The organism is Oribacterium asaccharolyticum ACB7 (assembly GCF_000238075.1).
Lineage (GTDB): Bacteria > Bacillota > Clostridia > Lachnospirales > Lachnospiraceae > Oribacterium > Oribacterium asaccharolyticum.
Genome location: NZ_JH414504.1, coordinates 292,886 through 308,452, shown reverse-complemented (window position 1 = coordinate 308,452; position 15,567 = coordinate 292,886). Strand labels below are relative to the sequence as shown.

18 protein-coding genes and 1 tRNA gene are annotated in these 15,567 nt (G+C 42.1%); 4 read left to right on the top strand and 15 right to left on the bottom strand.

Annotated elements, in window-relative coordinates:
• Positions 1-99 precede the first annotated feature (99 nt).
• From rpsB to HMPREF9624_RS01395, 4 genes are all read right to left on the bottom strand, one after another.
• Positions 100-846 carry a 30S ribosomal protein S2 gene (gene rpsB, locus HMPREF9624_RS01410; protein ID WP_009429121.1) on the bottom strand — a complete coding sequence of 249 codons (747 nt, stop codon included), beginning with the start codon at positions 844-846 and terminating at the stop codon, positions 100-102.
• Between the two features lie 216 nt (positions 847-1,062).
• On the bottom strand, positions 1,063-3,072 hold the full coding sequence (gene topA, locus HMPREF9624_RS01405) for a type I DNA topoisomerase (protein ID WP_009536215.1): 2,010 nt from the start codon (positions 3,070-3,072) through the stop codon (positions 1,063-1,065).
• Positions 3,073-3,167: 95 nt separating this feature from the next.
• The gene (gene dprA / locus HMPREF9624_RS01400; RefSeq protein ID WP_009536214.1) at positions 3,168-4,016 is read right to left on the bottom strand and encodes a DNA-processing protein DprA; all 849 of its coding nucleotides are present in this window, start codon (positions 4,014-4,016) and stop codon (positions 3,168-3,170) included.
• A 10-nt stretch (positions 4,017-4,026) separates the two neighbouring features.
• On the bottom strand, positions 4,027-5,652 hold the full coding sequence (locus tag HMPREF9624_RS01395; RefSeq protein WP_009536213.1) for a YifB family Mg chelatase-like AAA ATPase: 1,626 nt from the start codon (positions 5,650-5,652) through the stop codon (positions 4,027-4,029).
• A 479-nt stretch (positions 5,653-6,131) separates the two neighbouring features.
• Between HMPREF9624_RS01395 and HMPREF9624_RS01390 the strand changes: the two genes are divergently transcribed.
• The 3 genes from HMPREF9624_RS01390 to HMPREF9624_RS01380 all read left to right on the top strand — a co-directional run bounded on the left by HMPREF9624_RS01390 (position 6,132) and on the right by HMPREF9624_RS01380 (position 8,139).
• Positions 6,132-6,214 (top strand) — tRNA-Leu (locus HMPREF9624_RS01390).
• Positions 6,215-6,375: 161 nt separating this feature from the next.
• Entirely contained in the window at positions 6,376-7,140 is a 765-nt protein-coding gene (locus HMPREF9624_RS01385; protein ID WP_009536212.1) for an SDR family NAD(P)-dependent oxidoreductase, read from the top strand.
• Between the two features lie 3 nt (positions 7,141-7,143).
• Positions 7,144-8,139, top strand: a complete 996-nt coding sequence (locus HMPREF9624_RS01380; RefSeq protein ID WP_009536211.1) for an RluA family pseudouridine synthase — start codon at positions 7,144-7,146, stop codon at positions 8,137-8,139.
• Between the two features lie 88 nt (positions 8,140-8,227).
• On the opposite strand, the gene HMPREF9624_RS01375 is transcribed toward HMPREF9624_RS01380, so the two are convergent.
• The 11 genes from HMPREF9624_RS01375 to HMPREF9624_RS11695 all read right to left on the bottom strand — a co-directional run bounded on the left by HMPREF9624_RS01375 (position 8,228) and on the right by HMPREF9624_RS11695 (position 14,964).
• Positions 8,228-9,763 carry a PIN domain-containing protein gene (locus tag HMPREF9624_RS01375; RefSeq protein WP_009536210.1) on the bottom strand — a complete coding sequence of 512 codons (1,536 nt, stop codon included), beginning with the start codon at positions 9,761-9,763 and terminating at the stop codon, positions 8,228-8,230.
• 24 nt (positions 9,764-9,787) lie between these two features.
• On the bottom strand, positions 9,788-10,927 hold the full coding sequence (locus tag HMPREF9624_RS01370) for a hypothetical protein (protein ID WP_009536209.1): 1,140 nt from the start codon (positions 10,925-10,927) through the stop codon (positions 9,788-9,790).
• Positions 10,928-11,185: 258 nt separating this feature from the next.
• A complete protein-coding gene (locus tag HMPREF9624_RS12070; RefSeq protein ID WP_009536208.1) occupies positions 11,186-12,142 on the bottom strand; it encodes a hypothetical protein in 957 nt (318 codons plus the stop codon).
• Between the two features lie 123 nt (positions 12,143-12,265).
• The gene (locus tag HMPREF9624_RS01360; protein WP_009536207.1) at positions 12,266-12,520 is read right to left on the bottom strand and encodes a hypothetical protein; all 255 of its coding nucleotides are present in this window, start codon (positions 12,518-12,520) and stop codon (positions 12,266-12,268) included.
• Between the two features lie 128 nt (positions 12,521-12,648).
• Positions 12,649-12,906: a phage holin family protein gene (locus HMPREF9624_RS01355; protein ID WP_009536206.1), complete on the bottom strand. Its 258-nt coding sequence runs from the start codon at positions 12,904-12,906 to the stop codon at positions 12,649-12,651.
• 17 nt (positions 12,907-12,923) lie between these two features.
• A complete protein-coding gene (locus HMPREF9624_RS01350) occupies positions 12,924-13,457 on the bottom strand; it encodes a hypothetical protein (RefSeq protein WP_009536205.1) in 534 nt (177 codons plus the stop codon).
• Positions 13,454-13,612 (bottom strand): hypothetical protein, encoded by a 159-nt coding sequence (locus tag HMPREF9624_RS11700; protein WP_009536204.1) that lies wholly within the window; start codon positions 13,610-13,612, stop codon positions 13,454-13,456. The genes HMPREF9624_RS01350 and HMPREF9624_RS11700 overlap by 4 nt, the downstream gene beginning before the upstream one ends.
• 5 nt (positions 13,613-13,617) lie before the next feature.
• The gene (locus HMPREF9624_RS01345) at positions 13,618-13,992 is read right to left on the bottom strand and encodes a hypothetical protein (protein WP_009536203.1); all 375 of its coding nucleotides are present in this window, start codon (positions 13,990-13,992) and stop codon (positions 13,618-13,620) included.
• Between the two features lie 75 nt (positions 13,993-14,067).
• On the bottom strand, positions 14,068-14,331 hold the full coding sequence (locus HMPREF9624_RS12230) for a type II toxin-antitoxin system RelE family toxin (protein WP_009536202.1): 264 nt from the start codon (positions 14,329-14,331) through the stop codon (positions 14,068-14,070).
• Positions 14,331-14,552, bottom strand: a complete 222-nt coding sequence (gene relB / locus HMPREF9624_RS01335; RefSeq protein ID WP_009536201.1) for a type II toxin-antitoxin system RelB family antitoxin — start codon at positions 14,550-14,552, stop codon at positions 14,331-14,333. Before relB ends, HMPREF9624_RS12230 begins: the two co-directional genes overlap by 1 nt.
• Positions 14,553-14,826: 274 nt before the next feature.
• Positions 14,827-14,964 (bottom strand): hypothetical protein, encoded by a 138-nt coding sequence (locus HMPREF9624_RS11695; RefSeq protein ID WP_154646735.1) that lies wholly within the window; start codon positions 14,962-14,964, stop codon positions 14,827-14,829.
• A 258-nt stretch (positions 14,965-15,222) separates the two neighbouring features.
• Here HMPREF9624_RS11695 and HMPREF9624_RS01330 point away from each other — a divergent pair.
• Positions 15,223-15,567, top strand: a 345-nt coding sequence (locus tag HMPREF9624_RS01330) for a UPF0236 family transposase-like protein (RefSeq protein ID WP_009536199.1), incomplete at its 3' end; no start/stop codon positions are given.

The window sequence follows — 15,567 nt, the reverse complement described above, 5'->3', positions numbered from 1 at the left end:
CTCCTTTTTAAATGAAACGAGACTTATACATTCTTTATGAATAAACAAACCCTTCTGCATTAAGCCAAAAGCAAAGTGCAGAAGGGAGATTCATAGTCCTTATGCTTCCTCTTCGGAGAAGTTCTCTTCACTGCTGGCTAAAGCAGCCTCTTCTTCCGTCATATCGCCCTGCTTTGCCTCGATAACGGCATCCGCCATCTTGGCAACAATCAGCTTAATAGCACGAATAGCATCATCATTTCCCGGAATGATATAATCCAGCTCTTCAGGATCCGCATTGGTATCCGCAATACCGAAAAGAGTGATTCCTAAAGAATGCGCCTCCTGAATGCAAATCTTCTCTTTCTTCGGATCGATAACAAAAATCGCATCCGGAGTTCTCTTCATATCCTTAATTCCGCCCAAGTTTGCCTCAAGCTTAGCCCACTCCTTCTTTAAAAGGGTAACTTCCTTCTTCGGAAGAACATCGAATGTTCCATCCTCAGCCATCTTCTCGATATCCTTTAATCTCTGGATTCTGGAACGGATGGTCTTAAAGTTCGTAAGCATTCCGCCGAGCCAACGCTCATTTACATAGAACTCTCCGCAACGAAGAGCCTCTGCCTTTACAGCATCCTGAGCCTGCTTCTTAGTTCCTACGAAAAGAACGGTTCCGCCGTTTGCAACGATCTGAGAAAGAGCGTTGTAAGCGTCATCCACCAACTTTACAGTCTTCTGTAAATCAATAATGTGGATTCCGTTTCTCTCTGTGTAGATGTAAGGAGCCATCTTGGGGTTCCATCTTCTTGTCTGATGTCCAAAATGTACACCGGCCTCCAGTAACTGCTTCATTCCAATTGCACTCATTTTATACCTCCTTGGTTTCTCTTCCCCTATACACTGTGTGCACACCGAAATCATCTTAAAAGACACCGTCGGTTTTTTATATAGGGTGTTCATTTTCTTGCAAAACCAAACAAACTCATCAATCCGGTCTTGCAGCCTAAAATTGGCAGTAAAAAACTCGCCTTAAAAAGACGCAGAGACTACTATAACAAAATAGTCTCGGCTTTGCAAGGGATTTTACGCCATGATTTCTCCTTCTTTTTTCTCACCGCTTACGGCATCCTTCGGTTTTTGCCAGGTCATATACTCACATTCCGGATATCGAGAGCAGGAATAGAAAATCCTTCCCTTTTTGCTTCTCTTCTTTACGCACTCCGCCCCGCAAGTAGGACATAGGAATCCGGCATACTCCACATAGGGTTTTGTATTCTTACATTCAGGAAAACCGGGACAAGCAAGGAATTTTCCGTGGGGACCGTATTTTAAGACCATCTTTCGTCCGCACTTATCACAAATAACATCTGTTTCTTCTTCTTTTATGTCCACCTTACTGACTTCTTCTCTGGCTTTCTCGACAGCAGTGGAAAGATCCGGATAAAAATTCTCTATAATCGTCTTCCACTGTGTATCTCCCACACTCACAGAATCCAGTAATGACTCCAGGTTTGCGGTAAAAGCCTTATCTACAATCGTCGGAAAATTTTGAGACATCATCTCATTTACTGCATTGCCGAGCTCCGTAACAAAGATATTTTTCTTTTCTTTCGTAACATAACGTCTTAAAAGTAGGGTAGCGATTGTAGGAGCATAGGTTGAGGGCCTGCCTATTCCGCCTTCTTCCAACGCTTTAACAAGCGATGCCTCCGTAAAGTGTGCGGGAGCTTGTGTAAAATGCTGTTCCTTTATCCATTCCTTTACCGAGAAGGAATCTCCTACTTCCATGGCCGGAAGCATTACATTTTTTTCCGCCTTATCCTCCTCGGACATATATACCGCAAGAAAACCGTCAAAAAGCAGCTTACTTCCGCTCAAGGTAAAAATATAGTCTTTTGCGGAAAGCATGATGGTCTCCGTCTGATAAACCGCACTCTCCATTCTGGAGGCTACAAAACGCTTATAAATCAATTGATATAATTTGTATTCATCCTTTTCCAGACTGTCTTTTGCCTCAAAGGGTGTAATTTCCAGGTAGCTTGGACGAATTGCTTCGTGTGCATCCTGAATCTTTACATCCGTCTTTTCTTCTCTGTTCTTCTTTTGGCAATAGTCCTCGCCATACTCTGTTCGAATTTTTTCCAGAACCGCCTGCTGCGCCTCCTCCGAAATACGGGTAGAATCGGTTCTTAAGTACGTAATAAGACCTACAACACCTCTCCCCTTCACATTTACACCCTCGTATAGCTTCTGTGCAATACGCATGGTCTTCTGGGTCGGAAAAGACAGGAGCTTTGCCGCTTCCTGCTGCAAAGTGGATGTCGTAAAAGGCAGGGGGGCTTTTTTCCGCCTCTCTCCCTGTTTTTTTTCGACTACAGTAAGCTTATTCTTTCCGATTTCCTTTATAATAGCACTGACCGTTTCTTCCTTATCTAAAGGAATTCGCTTTTCTTTTCCGTAAAAGCTTGCTTCAAGCGTCTTCTTTCCAACGTTGAAGGCTGCTTCAAGCGTCCAATATTCCTCGGGCACGAAGGCTGCAATCTCTGCTTCTCTGTCACAAATCATTTTCAGCGCTACGGACTGAACTCTTCCTGCAGAAAGCCCCTTTCGAATCTTTTGCCAAAGCAAAGGACTGATGGTATATCCCACCAAACGATCCATTACTCTTCTGGCCTGCTGTGCGTTAACCAGATTCATATCGATTTCTCTCGGATTTTTTAAGGCGTTTTTCACTGCATTTTTTGTAATTTCATTGAAACTAATACGAGAAATCTTCTTTTTATTCTTCTCATCTTTCAGGAGCTCATTTTGCAAATGCCAGCTAATCGCTTCGCCTTCACGATCCGGGTCGGTTGCCAAGTAAATCTTATCGGCTTTCTTTGCTTCCTTTTTTAACTTACTTAAGAGATCCCCTTTTCCTCGAATGGTAATGTATTTCGGTTCATAGTGATTCTCCACGTCCACTCCGAGGGAACTCTTGGGCATGTCAATCAAGTGCCCCATTGTTGCGTCAATCGTGTATGATTTTCCCAAAAACTTGCTTATTGTTTTAACTTTTGCCGGAGACTCTACAATAATTAAGTTATCTGCCATGAAAAGCCTCTCCTCCTATTCCGTTCCTTTTTCTTATAAAAACGTGGACAATATAAACGATGAAGAAAAAAATTGCAAGGCTAAGATGTTTTTCCTTACAAACTTCTACGGGAATATGTATTCCCTTTAGACTCACAATAGCCCGAAAGTTCAAGTCCAATCAATATGGGATACAGCTTTTCTACGGACATCTTTAATTCCTTTGCCAAACAATCAATATGTTTTCCGTCCAAGCGTAAGGCCTGATAAACCCTATTTTCTTCTTCATTCAAATGGATTTCCGCTTGCTTCTTCTCTCCTGCTTCTATAGAAAAGCAATGCAGGATATCCGCTTGGGACAGACAGATTCCCGCTCCCTCCATAAGCAATTTATTACACCCCTTGGAGAGCGCATCGCTAATCCTACCGGGTACCGCAAAAACCTGTTTCCCCTGTTCCAATGCACGATCCACGGTGATAAATGTGCCGGAACGTTCCCTTGCCTCAACCACAATCAGAACGTCGGATAAACCGGCAATCAAACGATTTCTTTCAACAAAATGATGGGGTAGAGGAGGGGCCCCGGGTGCATACTCACTAATAATCCCTCCCGTCTTTGCAATTTCCTCATAGAGCTTTTGATTGACCGCAGGATAACAAACATCAGCACCGGAACCCAAAACCGCATAGGTTTTCCCGCCTCCCTCCAATGCCCCTCTATGTGCTGCACTGTCAATTCCGTAAGCCATCCCGCTAACTATTCCTATACCGTAAGCGACAAGCTCCCGCGCAAGACTCAAAGCAACTTTTTTCCCATATTCCGTTCCGTTTCTTGCCCCGATAATACCAACCGTCGGTTCTTTCTTTTCAGGCAGATTCCCTATCAGATAAATACATTTCGGGCTATCCGGTATCTCTCTAAGTCTTTCCGGAAAGTCTTCTTCCATCGCTAAGATTTCCCGCATATTTTCCCCCTTAGTATAAATTTTCCTCTACAATTCGATAACTTACCGCTTCCGCCAAATGTTCTACAGTAATGTCCTCTTTTCCATCGACATCCGCTATGGTTCTTGCCACCTTTAATACCTTGTGATAGGTTCTCATTGACAAGTTTTTTAATGCAAAAACCTTTTTCATAAAGTCTTCTTCCTTCTTGCCGAGAAAGCAGTATTTTTCCAGCTCCGAAGGCCCCATCTGACTATTCCACTCTATGTATTCCTCTGCCTTGAAGCGCTCATTTTGTCTTCTTCTTGCTTCAATAACCTGTTTGCTCAATTCTTCCGAAGAAAACTTCTTCTCTTTTCCCAAGGCATTTTCCAAGGCTACCGGAGGCAATTCCAAAGAAATATCAATTCTCTCCAAAATCGGCTTGGAAATTCCCCTTTGATAGGCACGGATCTGCCCGGGTGTACAGTGACAGCGATTTCTGTCCGGAAAAAAGCCGCAGGGGCAAGGATTCATCGCAGCAACCAAAATACAATCCACTTTATAGGAAAACACTTGCTGCAAACGATGCAGTACAACCTCCTTTTCCTCTAAAGGGCTACGTAGAGCCTCTATGGTTTCCTTACGAAAGAGAGGCAACTCATCCAAAAACAGAACTCCCTTCGTAGCGAGTGCAAGTTCACCCGGTACCAAGTTCCCCCCTACCATCCCACCCAAAAGGGTATTTTGACTAATAGCTGTATGAGGCGCGCGAAAAGGTCTTTCTTGAAGGAGTCCCTCTTCTCCGGATAAGTCACCGGCAATAGAATAAATTTTACTTACCTCCAGCTTTTCTTCTTCGGAAAGCTTCGGCAAAATCCCGGGAATCCGTCTTGCCAACATACTTTTTCCACTGCCGGCAGGTCCCGAAAAAAGCATGGCATGCATACCGGCAGCAGCAATGACACAAGCGCGAATTCCCGCTTCTTGCCCGGCAATGTCACTAAAGTCGGCAATCTCCTTTTGTACTTTATTATCTTTAGCGGAAAGTGGAAAACCCATACAAATCTTCTTCGTTTGATTTTGTGAAATACAGGACTTCTTGACCTCAATTTTTCGACTTCCTTTCAACTTCATTTCCAAGCTGTTTAGAGATGGTTTTTTAATCAAAAAGGGATATAGAATTTTTATCCATTCCCGAACACACGATAGGGCAATGATTTTCAATTTCTTACAATGTAAAGCCTCTTTTTCATCCTCCTTTCCCACAAATACCCCTTCTATCCCTGCTTCTTCCATAGCCAGAGTCATGGGAAGTACTCCGGGAATATGCTTAATTTCTCCATCCAATCCAAGTTCTCCCAGAAAGGCATAATTCTGATAAGGATTTTCTTTTACGTTCGTTGCAATAAACATGCCTGCAAGAATCGCAAAATCAAAAGAAGTTCCGTTTTTTCTGACATCTGCCGGTTGAATATTAATGGTTATTTTTTTGGGAGGTAAGTCAAAACCATTATTTTTCAAAGCAATAATGGCTCTTTCCAAACCTTCCCGAACAGACGGCGATACATTTCCCACAATAATAGAGCGGGGTAAGCCATTGCATTCGTCCACTTGAACTGAAAAAAGACAGGCATTCAGTCCAATAAGACCGGCCGAGTAAACATTTGCCAACATAGCAGCCTCCTTATTTATGAATTGGAAATACGTGGAGTAAAATGTAGAAAAAGAATTGAAAAAGCTTTTTGAATCTTTGGAATTGGAAAGCTTTAAAACGAAAAAGAAACAAGTCTATAATAGTTTATGTGCCAAAATACTTTATTCGGAATTTTTCTAAATGGTCTAATACAAAGAAGTAGATTTTTCTGAATGCTTTGCATAGAAAAAAGCAGATTTTTCTGAATACTTGAATAGAAAGAAATCAATATGGAATATTTCGGAAGATGAAACTGTTTTACAACGAAACGATTTAACTTAAGAACTTTCTGAAACACTTCTATCACAAGACTATGCAGCAGATGAAAAGAAGTCAAATAAAAATATTCTATCTATCACAATTAAGAATTTAATACTTTCTTTATATCTCTTGATTGCATATCTTTTTCAAAAAAAGTTCTTGCATATAGAGCAACATTATGTTAGTATCACTCTGTTGCGCGGGAGTGCTGGAATGGCAGACAGGCAAGACTAAGGATCTTGTGTCCGGTTGGGCGTGTGGGTTCAAGTCCCATCTCCCGCAGAAGAGAAATCCTAAAAAGTACTTTGTATTTTTTAGGATTTTTTGCTATATAAGTGATTGTATCTTAGTTCATGCATGTTTTTTACAAGATTTCCCCGCTTCCTATGCGAAGGCTGTTTCCGTTTTGCTTACATAAATCGGGGATACTTTAGAGGTATACTATGAATGTTGCAGTGATTAACGGCGCGAGTTCCGGTATCGGAAGAGAACTTTGTCTTTTATTACAGGACCGGATTCCGGCAATTCAGGAATTTTGGTTCTTTTCACGGAATAAGTCCGCCTTAGACGAGCTATCTCATCTATTCTTTCGAAAAGTGAAGATTTTTCCTTATGATTTAACAAAAAAGGAAAGCCTTTCTCAATATAAAGAAACTTTGAGAAAAGAAAATCCCAAAATTCTTTTTTTGGTGAATGCCGCCGGTTTCGGAAAACTGGGGGAGGCTTGCAGTCTTTCTTCTGAAGCGCAACTAAATATGATTGATTTAAACATAAAAGCACTGACAGCATTCACCCTCTATTCCCTTCCTTACATGAGAAGAAAATCCAGAATTATCCAATTTGCTTCCGCTGCCGCTTTTTTACCCCAAAGAGAATTTTCCGTTTATGCCGCAACAAAAGCCTATGTCTACTCCTTTTCTCTTTCTTTAAGAGAGGAACTGAAGCAAAAAGAAATCGGCGTTACCACAGTTTGTCCCGGTCCGGTTGACACCGCCTTTTTCTCTGTAGCCGGAAATGAGAGTAAGTTAAAAGCAATCAAATCCTTCTTTATGGCCAATCCCAAGAAAGTAGCCAAGACCGCCCTGGTGGACAGCGTTCTGGATCGACCGCTTTCCATCTACGGTTTTCCTATGAAGGTTTTTTATGTTCTTTCTCAAATAATTCCTGACGAGTTTCTCTTACTGCTTCTTAGAAAGCTATATAGGTGACACATGCGCGAAATTTTGGTTTCGGAAAATGAAAAAGAGCAAAAGCTCTTAAAGCTTCTACAAAAATTTTTTAAAGGGCAGAACGATGCATTTCTCTATAAAATGCTACGGAAAAAGAATATTCTTTTAAACGGGAAAAAAGCAAACGGAAAGGAACTTTTATCTTTCGGAGATAAAGTTCAACTCTACTTTAGTGAAGAAAGCCTACAAAAGCTATGTTCGTTGCCGAGAGTGGAAGAAGGCATTTGGAGCGACTTCTACAAGAAGTTTATCGTGTACGAAGATCAAAACCTCATTGTTTTCAATAAGCCTGCCGGGCTTTTATCCGAAAATGACGCGAAGTCCACTTTATCCGTAAATTCGCTACTTTCCTCCTATCTTTTGGATAAAGGAGAACAAAGCAGCGAAACAAGGGAAACCTTTCGTCCGGGTATAGCCAACCGATTGGATCGTAATACCTCCGGGCTGATTCTGTTTGGAAAAACTTTGACAGCCTCACAGAATTTAGGCAGATTGATTCAGGAGCACAAAATTCAAAAGCGGTATCAGGCGCTTGTCGTAGGCGATTTTCGGGAAGACGGCTTACAGGAAAGCTTTATCCGAAAGAATTCTAAAATCAATAAGGTGATACAGGTGCAAGAAGGGGAAGGAGAACACATTCGTGCGGACTTTTCCGCTATTCAAAAATACCGGGATCGGGAACAGCTGTTTTCACTTCTCTCCATTCAGTTGATAACGGGAAAAACACATCAAATTCGTAGTCAGCTTGCCTTTCTGAAACATCCCATTCTAGGTGATGAGAAATATGGCGAGCAAGGAATAAACAGGGAATATCGAAAAAAAGGCATTCATCGACAACTCTTACACGCCTATTCCCTCAGTTTTCCGGAAATCCAGGAAAACAATGCTTTATATCCACTATCCGGAAAAAATTTTGAAATTCCTCTGCCCGATGATTTTCAAAACTTAATTCGAAATTTAAAGCTTCAAACGAGATAACGCACGCTTTGCGAGCGATACTCGTTATGAGTAGAAAAAGGAAAAGCGAGTATTGCAGGTTTTTCACCCGATACTCGCTTCTTCTTTTCTACTCCTTACTCTTCTCTACAGGTTCAGCACTTGTACTCTCTTGAACGTTCAAACCCTCTTCCTTTTTTTTACTCTTTTGTGTATTGCTTCTTCTCCTGCTTCTTTTTTCAGTATTCTCTTTATTTCCTTCCGCCTTTTCTTCTTGCTTTATCCTATTTTCAGTCGTTGTCTCTGTTTGCTTCTCTTCCGCCTCTTGCTTTTGGGATGCAACTTTTGTTTCTTTCTTTGTACCCTTCTTGGTCGATGCAGGCTTCTTTTCTTTCTCTACGCCTTTCTTTCTTGCCTGAGGCCGCTTTCCTTTTGCAGCATCCTTTTTGCTTTCCGACACCTGCTTTTCTTTTTCTATGTCCTGCTTAGCCACTACAGACTGCTCTTCTTTTACCTCATCCTTTGGGGCAGTCTTAACTTGCTTATCCTTCTTTTCCTCTTCCTTTTCCCTGCTTATAGACAGCTTTTTTTCTGTTTCCTTCTTCCGTCCGCCTCTTCTTCGATTATTTCTCTTCTTATGTTCTTCATGGACATCCTCAGGGTGAGTCCGAGCCGATTCGACATGTTCACCGGAAAGTTCCAAATTGCTTACAGGGGAATGATTCTCTTCTCTTTCTTCCGAAGAAGCCAGGGGTTCCGTCTCTTCCACTTTCATCATAGCCTTCTTCACAGGATCATAAACAAAACGAACTTGATTGTCGTTCTTTTTCATCTCCCTGCGCATAAGCTGAGGATTGTCATTTCGGAAACTTTCATGCTTTATTTCCGGAATGCTTTCCGTTTTATCCTCAATATGCCCCTCTTCCTTCATTTCTTCTTTTATAGCTTCGGAACCATCCGAAACCGCATCCGGAGTAGATTCCAAAATAAAAGAATCCTCCTCTTCCCTATTCCTCTTTAAGGCCAGCTCTTCTTTGATTTCCTCCACCAGGTCGACGAGTTCCGTTTCCTCCACGGAATATCCGTTTTCCTGTTCCGGCTTTGCCAAAGGATTCGGCAAAATTTCGACCGGTGCCAAATGTTTGCTTAAATCATAGTTAATCTGTTTTTTTCTTCTCCAATAATTGCTTCTGCTTAAAGTTGGCCTGGTAGGAATATTATTCATCGTTTCAAAGGATTCCGTCAGCAGTGCTTTTTGACTCCGGTCCTTTGCTCTTCGGATTCTTTCATCATCATTTGCTACGGAATTTAAGAAACATTCCTCTATGGTTTCTCCCAAAAGAATTTCCGCGCCTCTTAAGCTGTGCCAAAAATCTCTCACCGCGGCATAACCTCTGTCCTTTGAGACAATGCAGATTTTTTCTCCCGTATCCAGAAACATCCCCGTGGTAGAGGCAATATACATATCCAAGGCATTACTGTGTTGTTTTAAAAGCTTAACCATTCTGACATGCACATTTTTTTGTCTTAAATCCTCAACCAGACCCTTGCTTACCGCTGAATTTTCGTCACTGTAATACACAACCAACGTATCTTTCTCATCCAAGTATTCTACACCTTGAAAGCCGCTGGCATGCGTATTTTCAAAATCAATTAAAATAATCACTTGCTCTCCTTCTAAGAAGCTTTTCTATGCTTCTTCATCCGGATTATTCTGTGATAAGAAATTATAGAACCCGCCGTCGTCTATCTTTCGCACGATAAACTTCGTCTTCTCCAAAGGATACGGTACATCCTCTTTTTTACAATACATAATCTCTGAAATCATGACTACCGTTTCCGCATTTTCCTGCTTAGTGCTGGGAACCAGAACAAAATCTCCAATGGACAAATTATCCTCTTTACTCCTGTAATAATAAGTCTTCCCATTGGGTTCAAAGATACAGGAAAGATAAATGTATTCCTCTTCCTTCACACCGTGATGATACAATCCGGAATCAAATAGGATCCCGAAAACTCCATGATATGCCAGCGTTTTCCGAAAATCATCCAAAAAATCATCCCAATCATCCGGTAACCCGTATCGGTCATAAGTTCTTCTCAGGACTCGCTTTGTACCATTCTGAAAATACAGGCTGATTATCACCTTTGACGATGCCTCTCCGGCATCTTCCTGCTCCTTTTCAGAAAAAGTAGAAAAATAACGTTCTATATTTCCCAACAGATAATCCACTATGTTGGGTATATTGTACTCGTGCTTTACCGTGAAAATATTGTTAATGTACTGCTGGTATATCAATTTCTTGTTTGTTCTGGAAATCTGCAAAAACTCTTGATATTCTACCTCTACAGAATTTTCTTCCTTACTAAGCGGATTCCATAAAATCTGTTCGCGACAGTCCCTTACATCCAGACTGAATGCAGAAAGTTCATTAAAGCGGAGACAATCCATGTCTACCGTAAGATCTGCAATTAAGCTCATCAGGCTTTCCCACTCTTTAGGGAAATCGTTTAAGCCCTGAAACTCTCTTGCCTCCTTATCAACCTCCTTATACAGAAGATACCAGCGAGAAGAAAGCGCGGAAATCTCCCTTCGCTTCTCTTTCTTCTCTCCAAAATATTGTTCTTTCCAACGATAAAGATTCAAGTTCTCCAGGTTTTTTAAAAAGTAAGACGCACGCTCTCTGGAAACGTTCAAAATCATTGCAGGACCGTCTTCTTGCGTTGCAGAATCATAGGAGTATCTTAGTCGACCGTTCTTCATCCAAATGTTCAAAGAACTTTCCCCTACGCCCAGTCCATCCAACTTTAAGTTCAAATATTCCAGCATATGCATCCTCCTTTCTCCCGGCTATTCTTATTATATCGTATTTCGGTATATTGAAAAGAAATATCGAATAGAATCGAAAAAATTGCATAAAAAAAGCTCCAAATCCTTAAAAACATAAGAACCTAGAGCCTTTAGCGACGAGGATGGGACTTGAACCCACTCAAAAAGGCTCTAGCGTGGCTAAAACTCTAACTTTTTCAAATTCGTGGTCAATTTCGTGGTCACCTTGGTCATATTTTTACCCCATTTTGTGTAAGATTATTCCACCACTTCGATATGGCTGTCTCTTCCTATTAGAATAGATTTCACAGGATCGTACACTCCATCTGCACCTACAAAGTCATAGCCATCACCCTTCGCTTTTCTGACTTTGGCAGTGGTTGCCATTAAGCCGGACTTAGTTAAATAGTACCACTTGCCTTTATCCTGCAACCACTGCCCGGAAAGCATAGCTCCGTCCTCTCCAAGGTAGTACCAGCCTTCTACGGACTTGAACCAGCCCTTAATCATAAAGCCGGCATCATCGAACACATACCAGCGACCGCTGATATATTCAAATTTGCCACATACAGGCGCATTGTCCTTGTAGTACAGCCATTTATCCTGTTGCTGTTTCCAACCCTCTAAACTGGGCTCCTGCTGCACTGCGGAAGCTTTCCTCTCTTGATGTAGCTTACAGGCTTGATAGAAGCACCAGCTTACAAGCTCTCCGCACCACGGCTCGGAGATAACCTTTCCGTGGTTATACCATAGTCCGTACTTAGTGTAATTATTCTTTCCTCGATTGGCGTGTTTATCCTCAAGGTTCCGCGGGGTAGCCTTCTCTTCGTAACCGATTTCCCCTCTAACCACTTCTAGGAACTCTTCTACGGTGCAAGTCTCATCATCAAAAATAGGTCTACCAAAGCCGCACGGCCAAGACCTATCGCCTACTTTGAAATTCCGATAAATCTTTTTCCGGCACTCTCCGCCGTTTCTATCCTTGTCTGCGCTGGAGGTGTTCCCTTCAACTGCAGCTAAATCAGGTAATGGCACTTCGTCAACCACACCGGTATGGCCGATTCGCCCCAGTGCTTCGCTGAAATAGAAAATAACATCCCCTTTCTGCGGCTGCTTATGCCAGCGCCCTGCTCTTTTAAAGCGTCCTGCTCCATCAGGTGTAAATTTGAAATAATCTCCACAGAGCGCCCTTTGTCCTCTTTGATATGGATTCATGTTTTGTCCTTTCTGAATGAGAAACTATCTTAAAGTTTCTCAACTCTTCTCAACTTTTCTCAACTCCATAAATTAAAAAAGGGCAATACATTTCTGTACTGCCCCTAATGGTTGCTGTTTTCCTTATCTCTTTCTCGGAACAGGACTCGGAGAGGTGTCCACCGTAGCACCTGTCAATCCGACACCCGGACCGGTGGTTTTATCCGGATTCGGTGTCACTCCCGGGCCGTGTCCCTTATCCTCCTCTCCGACTCCGTGATTGTAGCCAAGAGGACTTCTGCTGTTATCTACAGCACCCTTGCTCGGTACAGGCACAGTCTGATTCTTGCTATCCTTTTTGATTCCGTCATACGTCCAACTTGCTTTTCTCTTAATCATAATCTTTCTCCTCTCTTAAAAACAATTTTTTCAATGTTGGCCAAACTCAAATTCCTTGAAAGTGGCTCCCAGTCTTACGGGCCAACATCATGACTTCAATAATTTTTTCAATGTTGGCCAAACTCAAATTAAAACAGTTGCTTACCAAGCTGATTCGCTCCCGTGCTGGCCAAACCGGAAACAATACCGATTGCGACCGCATTGATAACATCTTTTGCCGGGAAATCGGGCATTGTCATCATGGCGATAACGCCTAAGACCGCTCCGATAACACCGCATACGACAGGGATGTACTTGTCATTAAGCGTATCTGCCGCTTTCCATCCCATACCTACGAGGTATGCGATGACTGTAATACCAACTACACTTGTGATTCCAAAATCCATTTTCTTTTCCTCTCTTTCTACCGTGAAAAATCATGCTTTCTAAGTCTCTCTTGATACTGCTCTTTGATAAAGCCACTTGTCGGTTCTGTAATACCGTTTTTAAAATCTGAGTGCTTTACACAATATTCTTCATACTCATTAATATCCGCTAGTGCTTGGTCAAACCGCCCCTTGCTAGGCTTTTTCTCCTCTTGCAGTTCATCACCAAACCGAAGAATCCTAACCCGTGCAGAAATAGCTACGTTTTTGTCAAGCTTCTTATCCGTGTTCACTATCTTTTCATCAAGGGCGTCAATTCTATCTGACATATCCTGCTGGATACTCTCGAGCTTTTTGTCAAGAGCATCAATTCTTTCAGACATCTCCTTTTGTGTCTGAATTATGTCAGCATTTATCTCTCTCCCTATGAAGGAAAGCAGGATGCTCCAGGGCTTTTTCCCTTGCGGAGCATACTTCTGCGCCAGTGTAAAAATCCCTGCGGTAATCCAACAAAGCGATGCAAGAACGGTATTTAAATCCATAAGGCTGAACAACGTATTAAAATCTATCATTCATTTCCCTTGCCTCCTTCCTCATTTGCCTCTGCTGCAATTTTTAGAATCTCAGCTTCTTGCTCCTTGGTAATCCATCCCTCGGACACAACTTTGTCTAGGATTCTTTTATTGAGTTTTCCTCGTCCTGCCATCCTTTTTAGATACTCAAACATAATACTTATGCACCTCCTAAACTCTTAAGTACAAGCTGGTCTAGTACTTCCTCCAACTCCTCATTCCGCTTCTTCAGCTCTGCAATCTGCTCTGCCGGTGTCGGGATGTACTCTGCCGGAGTCTCACCGACACGGACGAAAGAAAGCTTTCCGTCTTCGCCTCTCAGCTCTTTCATTTTGTAGTTGTAGAAAGTGCCTTCCTTTACGATTGCCGGGAGCTGAACATCATACTGCGAAGATTCCTTAGCATAAGCTGTCGCTCCGTAAATCGCTCGTGCGGCCATGTCTGCCTCGGTTGGATTGTCAAATAAGGTGATTGTCATCACCTCATGCTCGCCCGTCTCTGCATTAGGCTTGATTAGTGCAAAATCTCTTTTCATTTTTTCTCCTCTCTTTTTGATATATAAAAAGAGGAAGCCTATTAAAGACTTCCTCCGTAGGACTGTAGTAAATATTTAGTTGTAAATCTCGCTTCGGTGTCCGACCGACAAAGCATACACTATGACTTCTTTGTCTAGTATCTCACAAATCACTCTGTAATCCCCTATCCGATACCGCCACTGTCCACCTTTATCTCCCACCAAGCCTTTTCCTTTAGCTCTAGGATTGTCTGTGTTGTCGATATTTTTCTCTAACCAATTGATGATGAGCTGTTGAGTATGCTTATCGAGTTTCTTTATGTCCTTAAATGCTTTTTTACTAAAGACCAATCGATACATTATTCAAGCCCCAATCTTTCCTTCATTTCATCAAGCGTATAAGTGGTAGAGTCTTTCTTGAAATCGTCTACGGCTTCTCTGTATACCTTCAAATCGTACTCGTCTTCAATTCGCTCAAGAACGGTGTTACGGATAAATTCGGACAGAGTCATACGATTACTCTTTGCGTAGGATTTAAAAAGCTTTTCATCTTCATCAGATAATCTTAGTGAAATAGTCATGAGCACACCTCTCTTTCTGTATTACAGAATAATACAGACAACAAAAGAAGTCAATAATGTTTTAGTTATTAAGTGCCATCATTCATTAGGCTGCCCCACGCTATGTAAATACAGCCGGTGCCGCCACCGCCACCATGAGTAAGTACCGAACTTCCGCCAGCTCCTCCGCCACCTTCACCTAAGCCGTTTGTACCATATTTACCAGTGTTTCCAGCCGCATATGAACCACCGGCGCCACCGGAGGAGTACAAAACGCCATTAAATCCTCTAGTACTTACATGGGAACCCTTTCCGGCAACTCCGATAACCGGCTTCCTTCTATATCCGTGTGGATATGTACCGCCACTAGAGCCATCAGAACCATCTGTTCCTCCTGCTCCACCAAGTCCTCCTCCACCACCGGAGCCGCCATCACCTCCGTAAATCTCTGTAGTATCTGAGATAGCAATATACGTCAAACCCGGTTTCCCGTGTTGCGCTCTTATTCCAGAAAAAACAGTGTCAAGTCCGGGGATATTCTTCTGTTTATAATAATCCGAATATTTTTCATTGGAAACAATGGTAATAGAGTAAAGATTTTGTCAGTTGATAAAGAAATAAAAAGAGAGTAATCATTAATCCTTTGATACAATGGTTTCGACTAAAAAACTATGCAAAGGAGACTACTCTCATGGATATTGTAGCACTATTAGAGGTTTTGGTAAAAGGTTTACTTGATGCAGAGAACAAATTTTTTGAAAATCCTAAGGACTTTAGTTCTCTGGAGAGGTCTGTGAAAAGCTCTACAGAGGCTTTTTCTGCTTCTTTCTTGGGTGAAGTTCTTTCAAGAATGAACTCAATGCTTAGTGATTGCGGAGCCAGAAAAGAGCGTTTTAACATTCAGAGGGTCGATAAGCGGACGCTGATTACCTCTGTTGGAGATGTGGTGTTTGATTGTACGTATTTCAAGAGGAAAGCAGAGCAAGGAGGTCACTCATACTTGCTGGAAGAACTTATAGGGTTGGATTCTCATGAG

What these genes read in the sequence shown, in the direction of transcription:
- rpsB (WP_009429121.1), bottom strand. Translation starts at nt 846, where the DNA reads ATGAGTGCAATTGGAATGAAGCAGTTACTGGAGGCCGGTGTACATTTT.
- topA (WP_009536215.1), bottom strand. Translation starts at nt 3,072, where the DNA reads ATGGCAGATAACTTAATTATTGTAGAGTCTCCGGCAAAAGTTAAAACA.
- dprA (WP_009536214.1), bottom strand. Translation starts at nt 4,016, where the DNA reads ATGCGGGAAATCTTAGCGATGGAAGAAGACTTTCCGGAAAGACTTAGA.
- HMPREF9624_RS01395 (WP_009536213.1), bottom strand. Translation starts at nt 5,652, where the DNA reads ATGTTGGCAAATGTTTACTCGGCCGGTCTTATTGGACTGAATGCCTGT.
- HMPREF9624_RS01385 (WP_009536212.1), top strand. Translation starts at nt 6,376, where the DNA reads ATGAATGTTGCAGTGATTAACGGCGCGAGTTCCGGTATCGGAAGAGAA.
- HMPREF9624_RS01380 (WP_009536211.1), top strand. Translation starts at nt 7,144, where the DNA reads ATGCGCGAAATTTTGGTTTCGGAAAATGAAAAAGAGCAAAAGCTCTTA.
- HMPREF9624_RS01370 (WP_009536209.1), bottom strand. Translation starts at nt 10,927, where the DNA reads ATGCTGGAATATTTGAACTTAAAGTTGGATGGACTGGGCGTAGGGGAA.
- HMPREF9624_RS12070 (WP_009536208.1), bottom strand. Translation starts at nt 12,142, where the DNA reads ATGAATCCATATCAAAGAGGACAAAGGGCGCTCTGTGGAGATTATTTC.
- HMPREF9624_RS01360 (WP_009536207.1), bottom strand. Translation starts at nt 12,520, where the DNA reads ATGATTAAGAGAAAAGCAAGTTGGACGTATGACGGAATCAAAAAGGAT.
- HMPREF9624_RS01355 (WP_009536206.1), bottom strand. Translation starts at nt 12,906, where the DNA reads ATGGATTTTGGAATCACAAGTGTAGTTGGTATTACAGTCATCGCATAC.
- HMPREF9624_RS01350 (WP_009536205.1), bottom strand. Translation starts at nt 13,457, where the DNA reads ATGATAGATTTTAATACGTTGTTCAGCCTTATGGATTTAAATACCGTT.
- HMPREF9624_RS11700 (WP_009536204.1), bottom strand. Translation starts at nt 13,612, where the DNA reads ATGTTTGAGTATCTAAAAAGGATGGCAGGACGAGGAAAACTCAATAAA.
- HMPREF9624_RS01345 (WP_009536203.1), bottom strand. Translation starts at nt 13,992, where the DNA reads ATGAAAAGAGATTTTGCACTAATCAAGCCTAATGCAGAGACGGGCGAG.
- HMPREF9624_RS12230 (WP_009536202.1), bottom strand. Translation starts at nt 14,331, where the DNA reads ATGTATCGATTGGTCTTTAGTAAAAAAGCATTTAAGGACATAAAGAAA.
- relB (WP_009536201.1), bottom strand. Translation starts at nt 14,552, where the DNA reads ATGACTATTTCACTAAGATTATCTGATGAAGATGAAAAGCTTTTTAAA.
- HMPREF9624_RS11695 (WP_154646735.1), bottom strand. Translation starts at nt 14,964, where the DNA reads ATGGCGGCTCCGGTGGTGGAGGAGGACTTGGTGGAGCAGGAGGAACAG.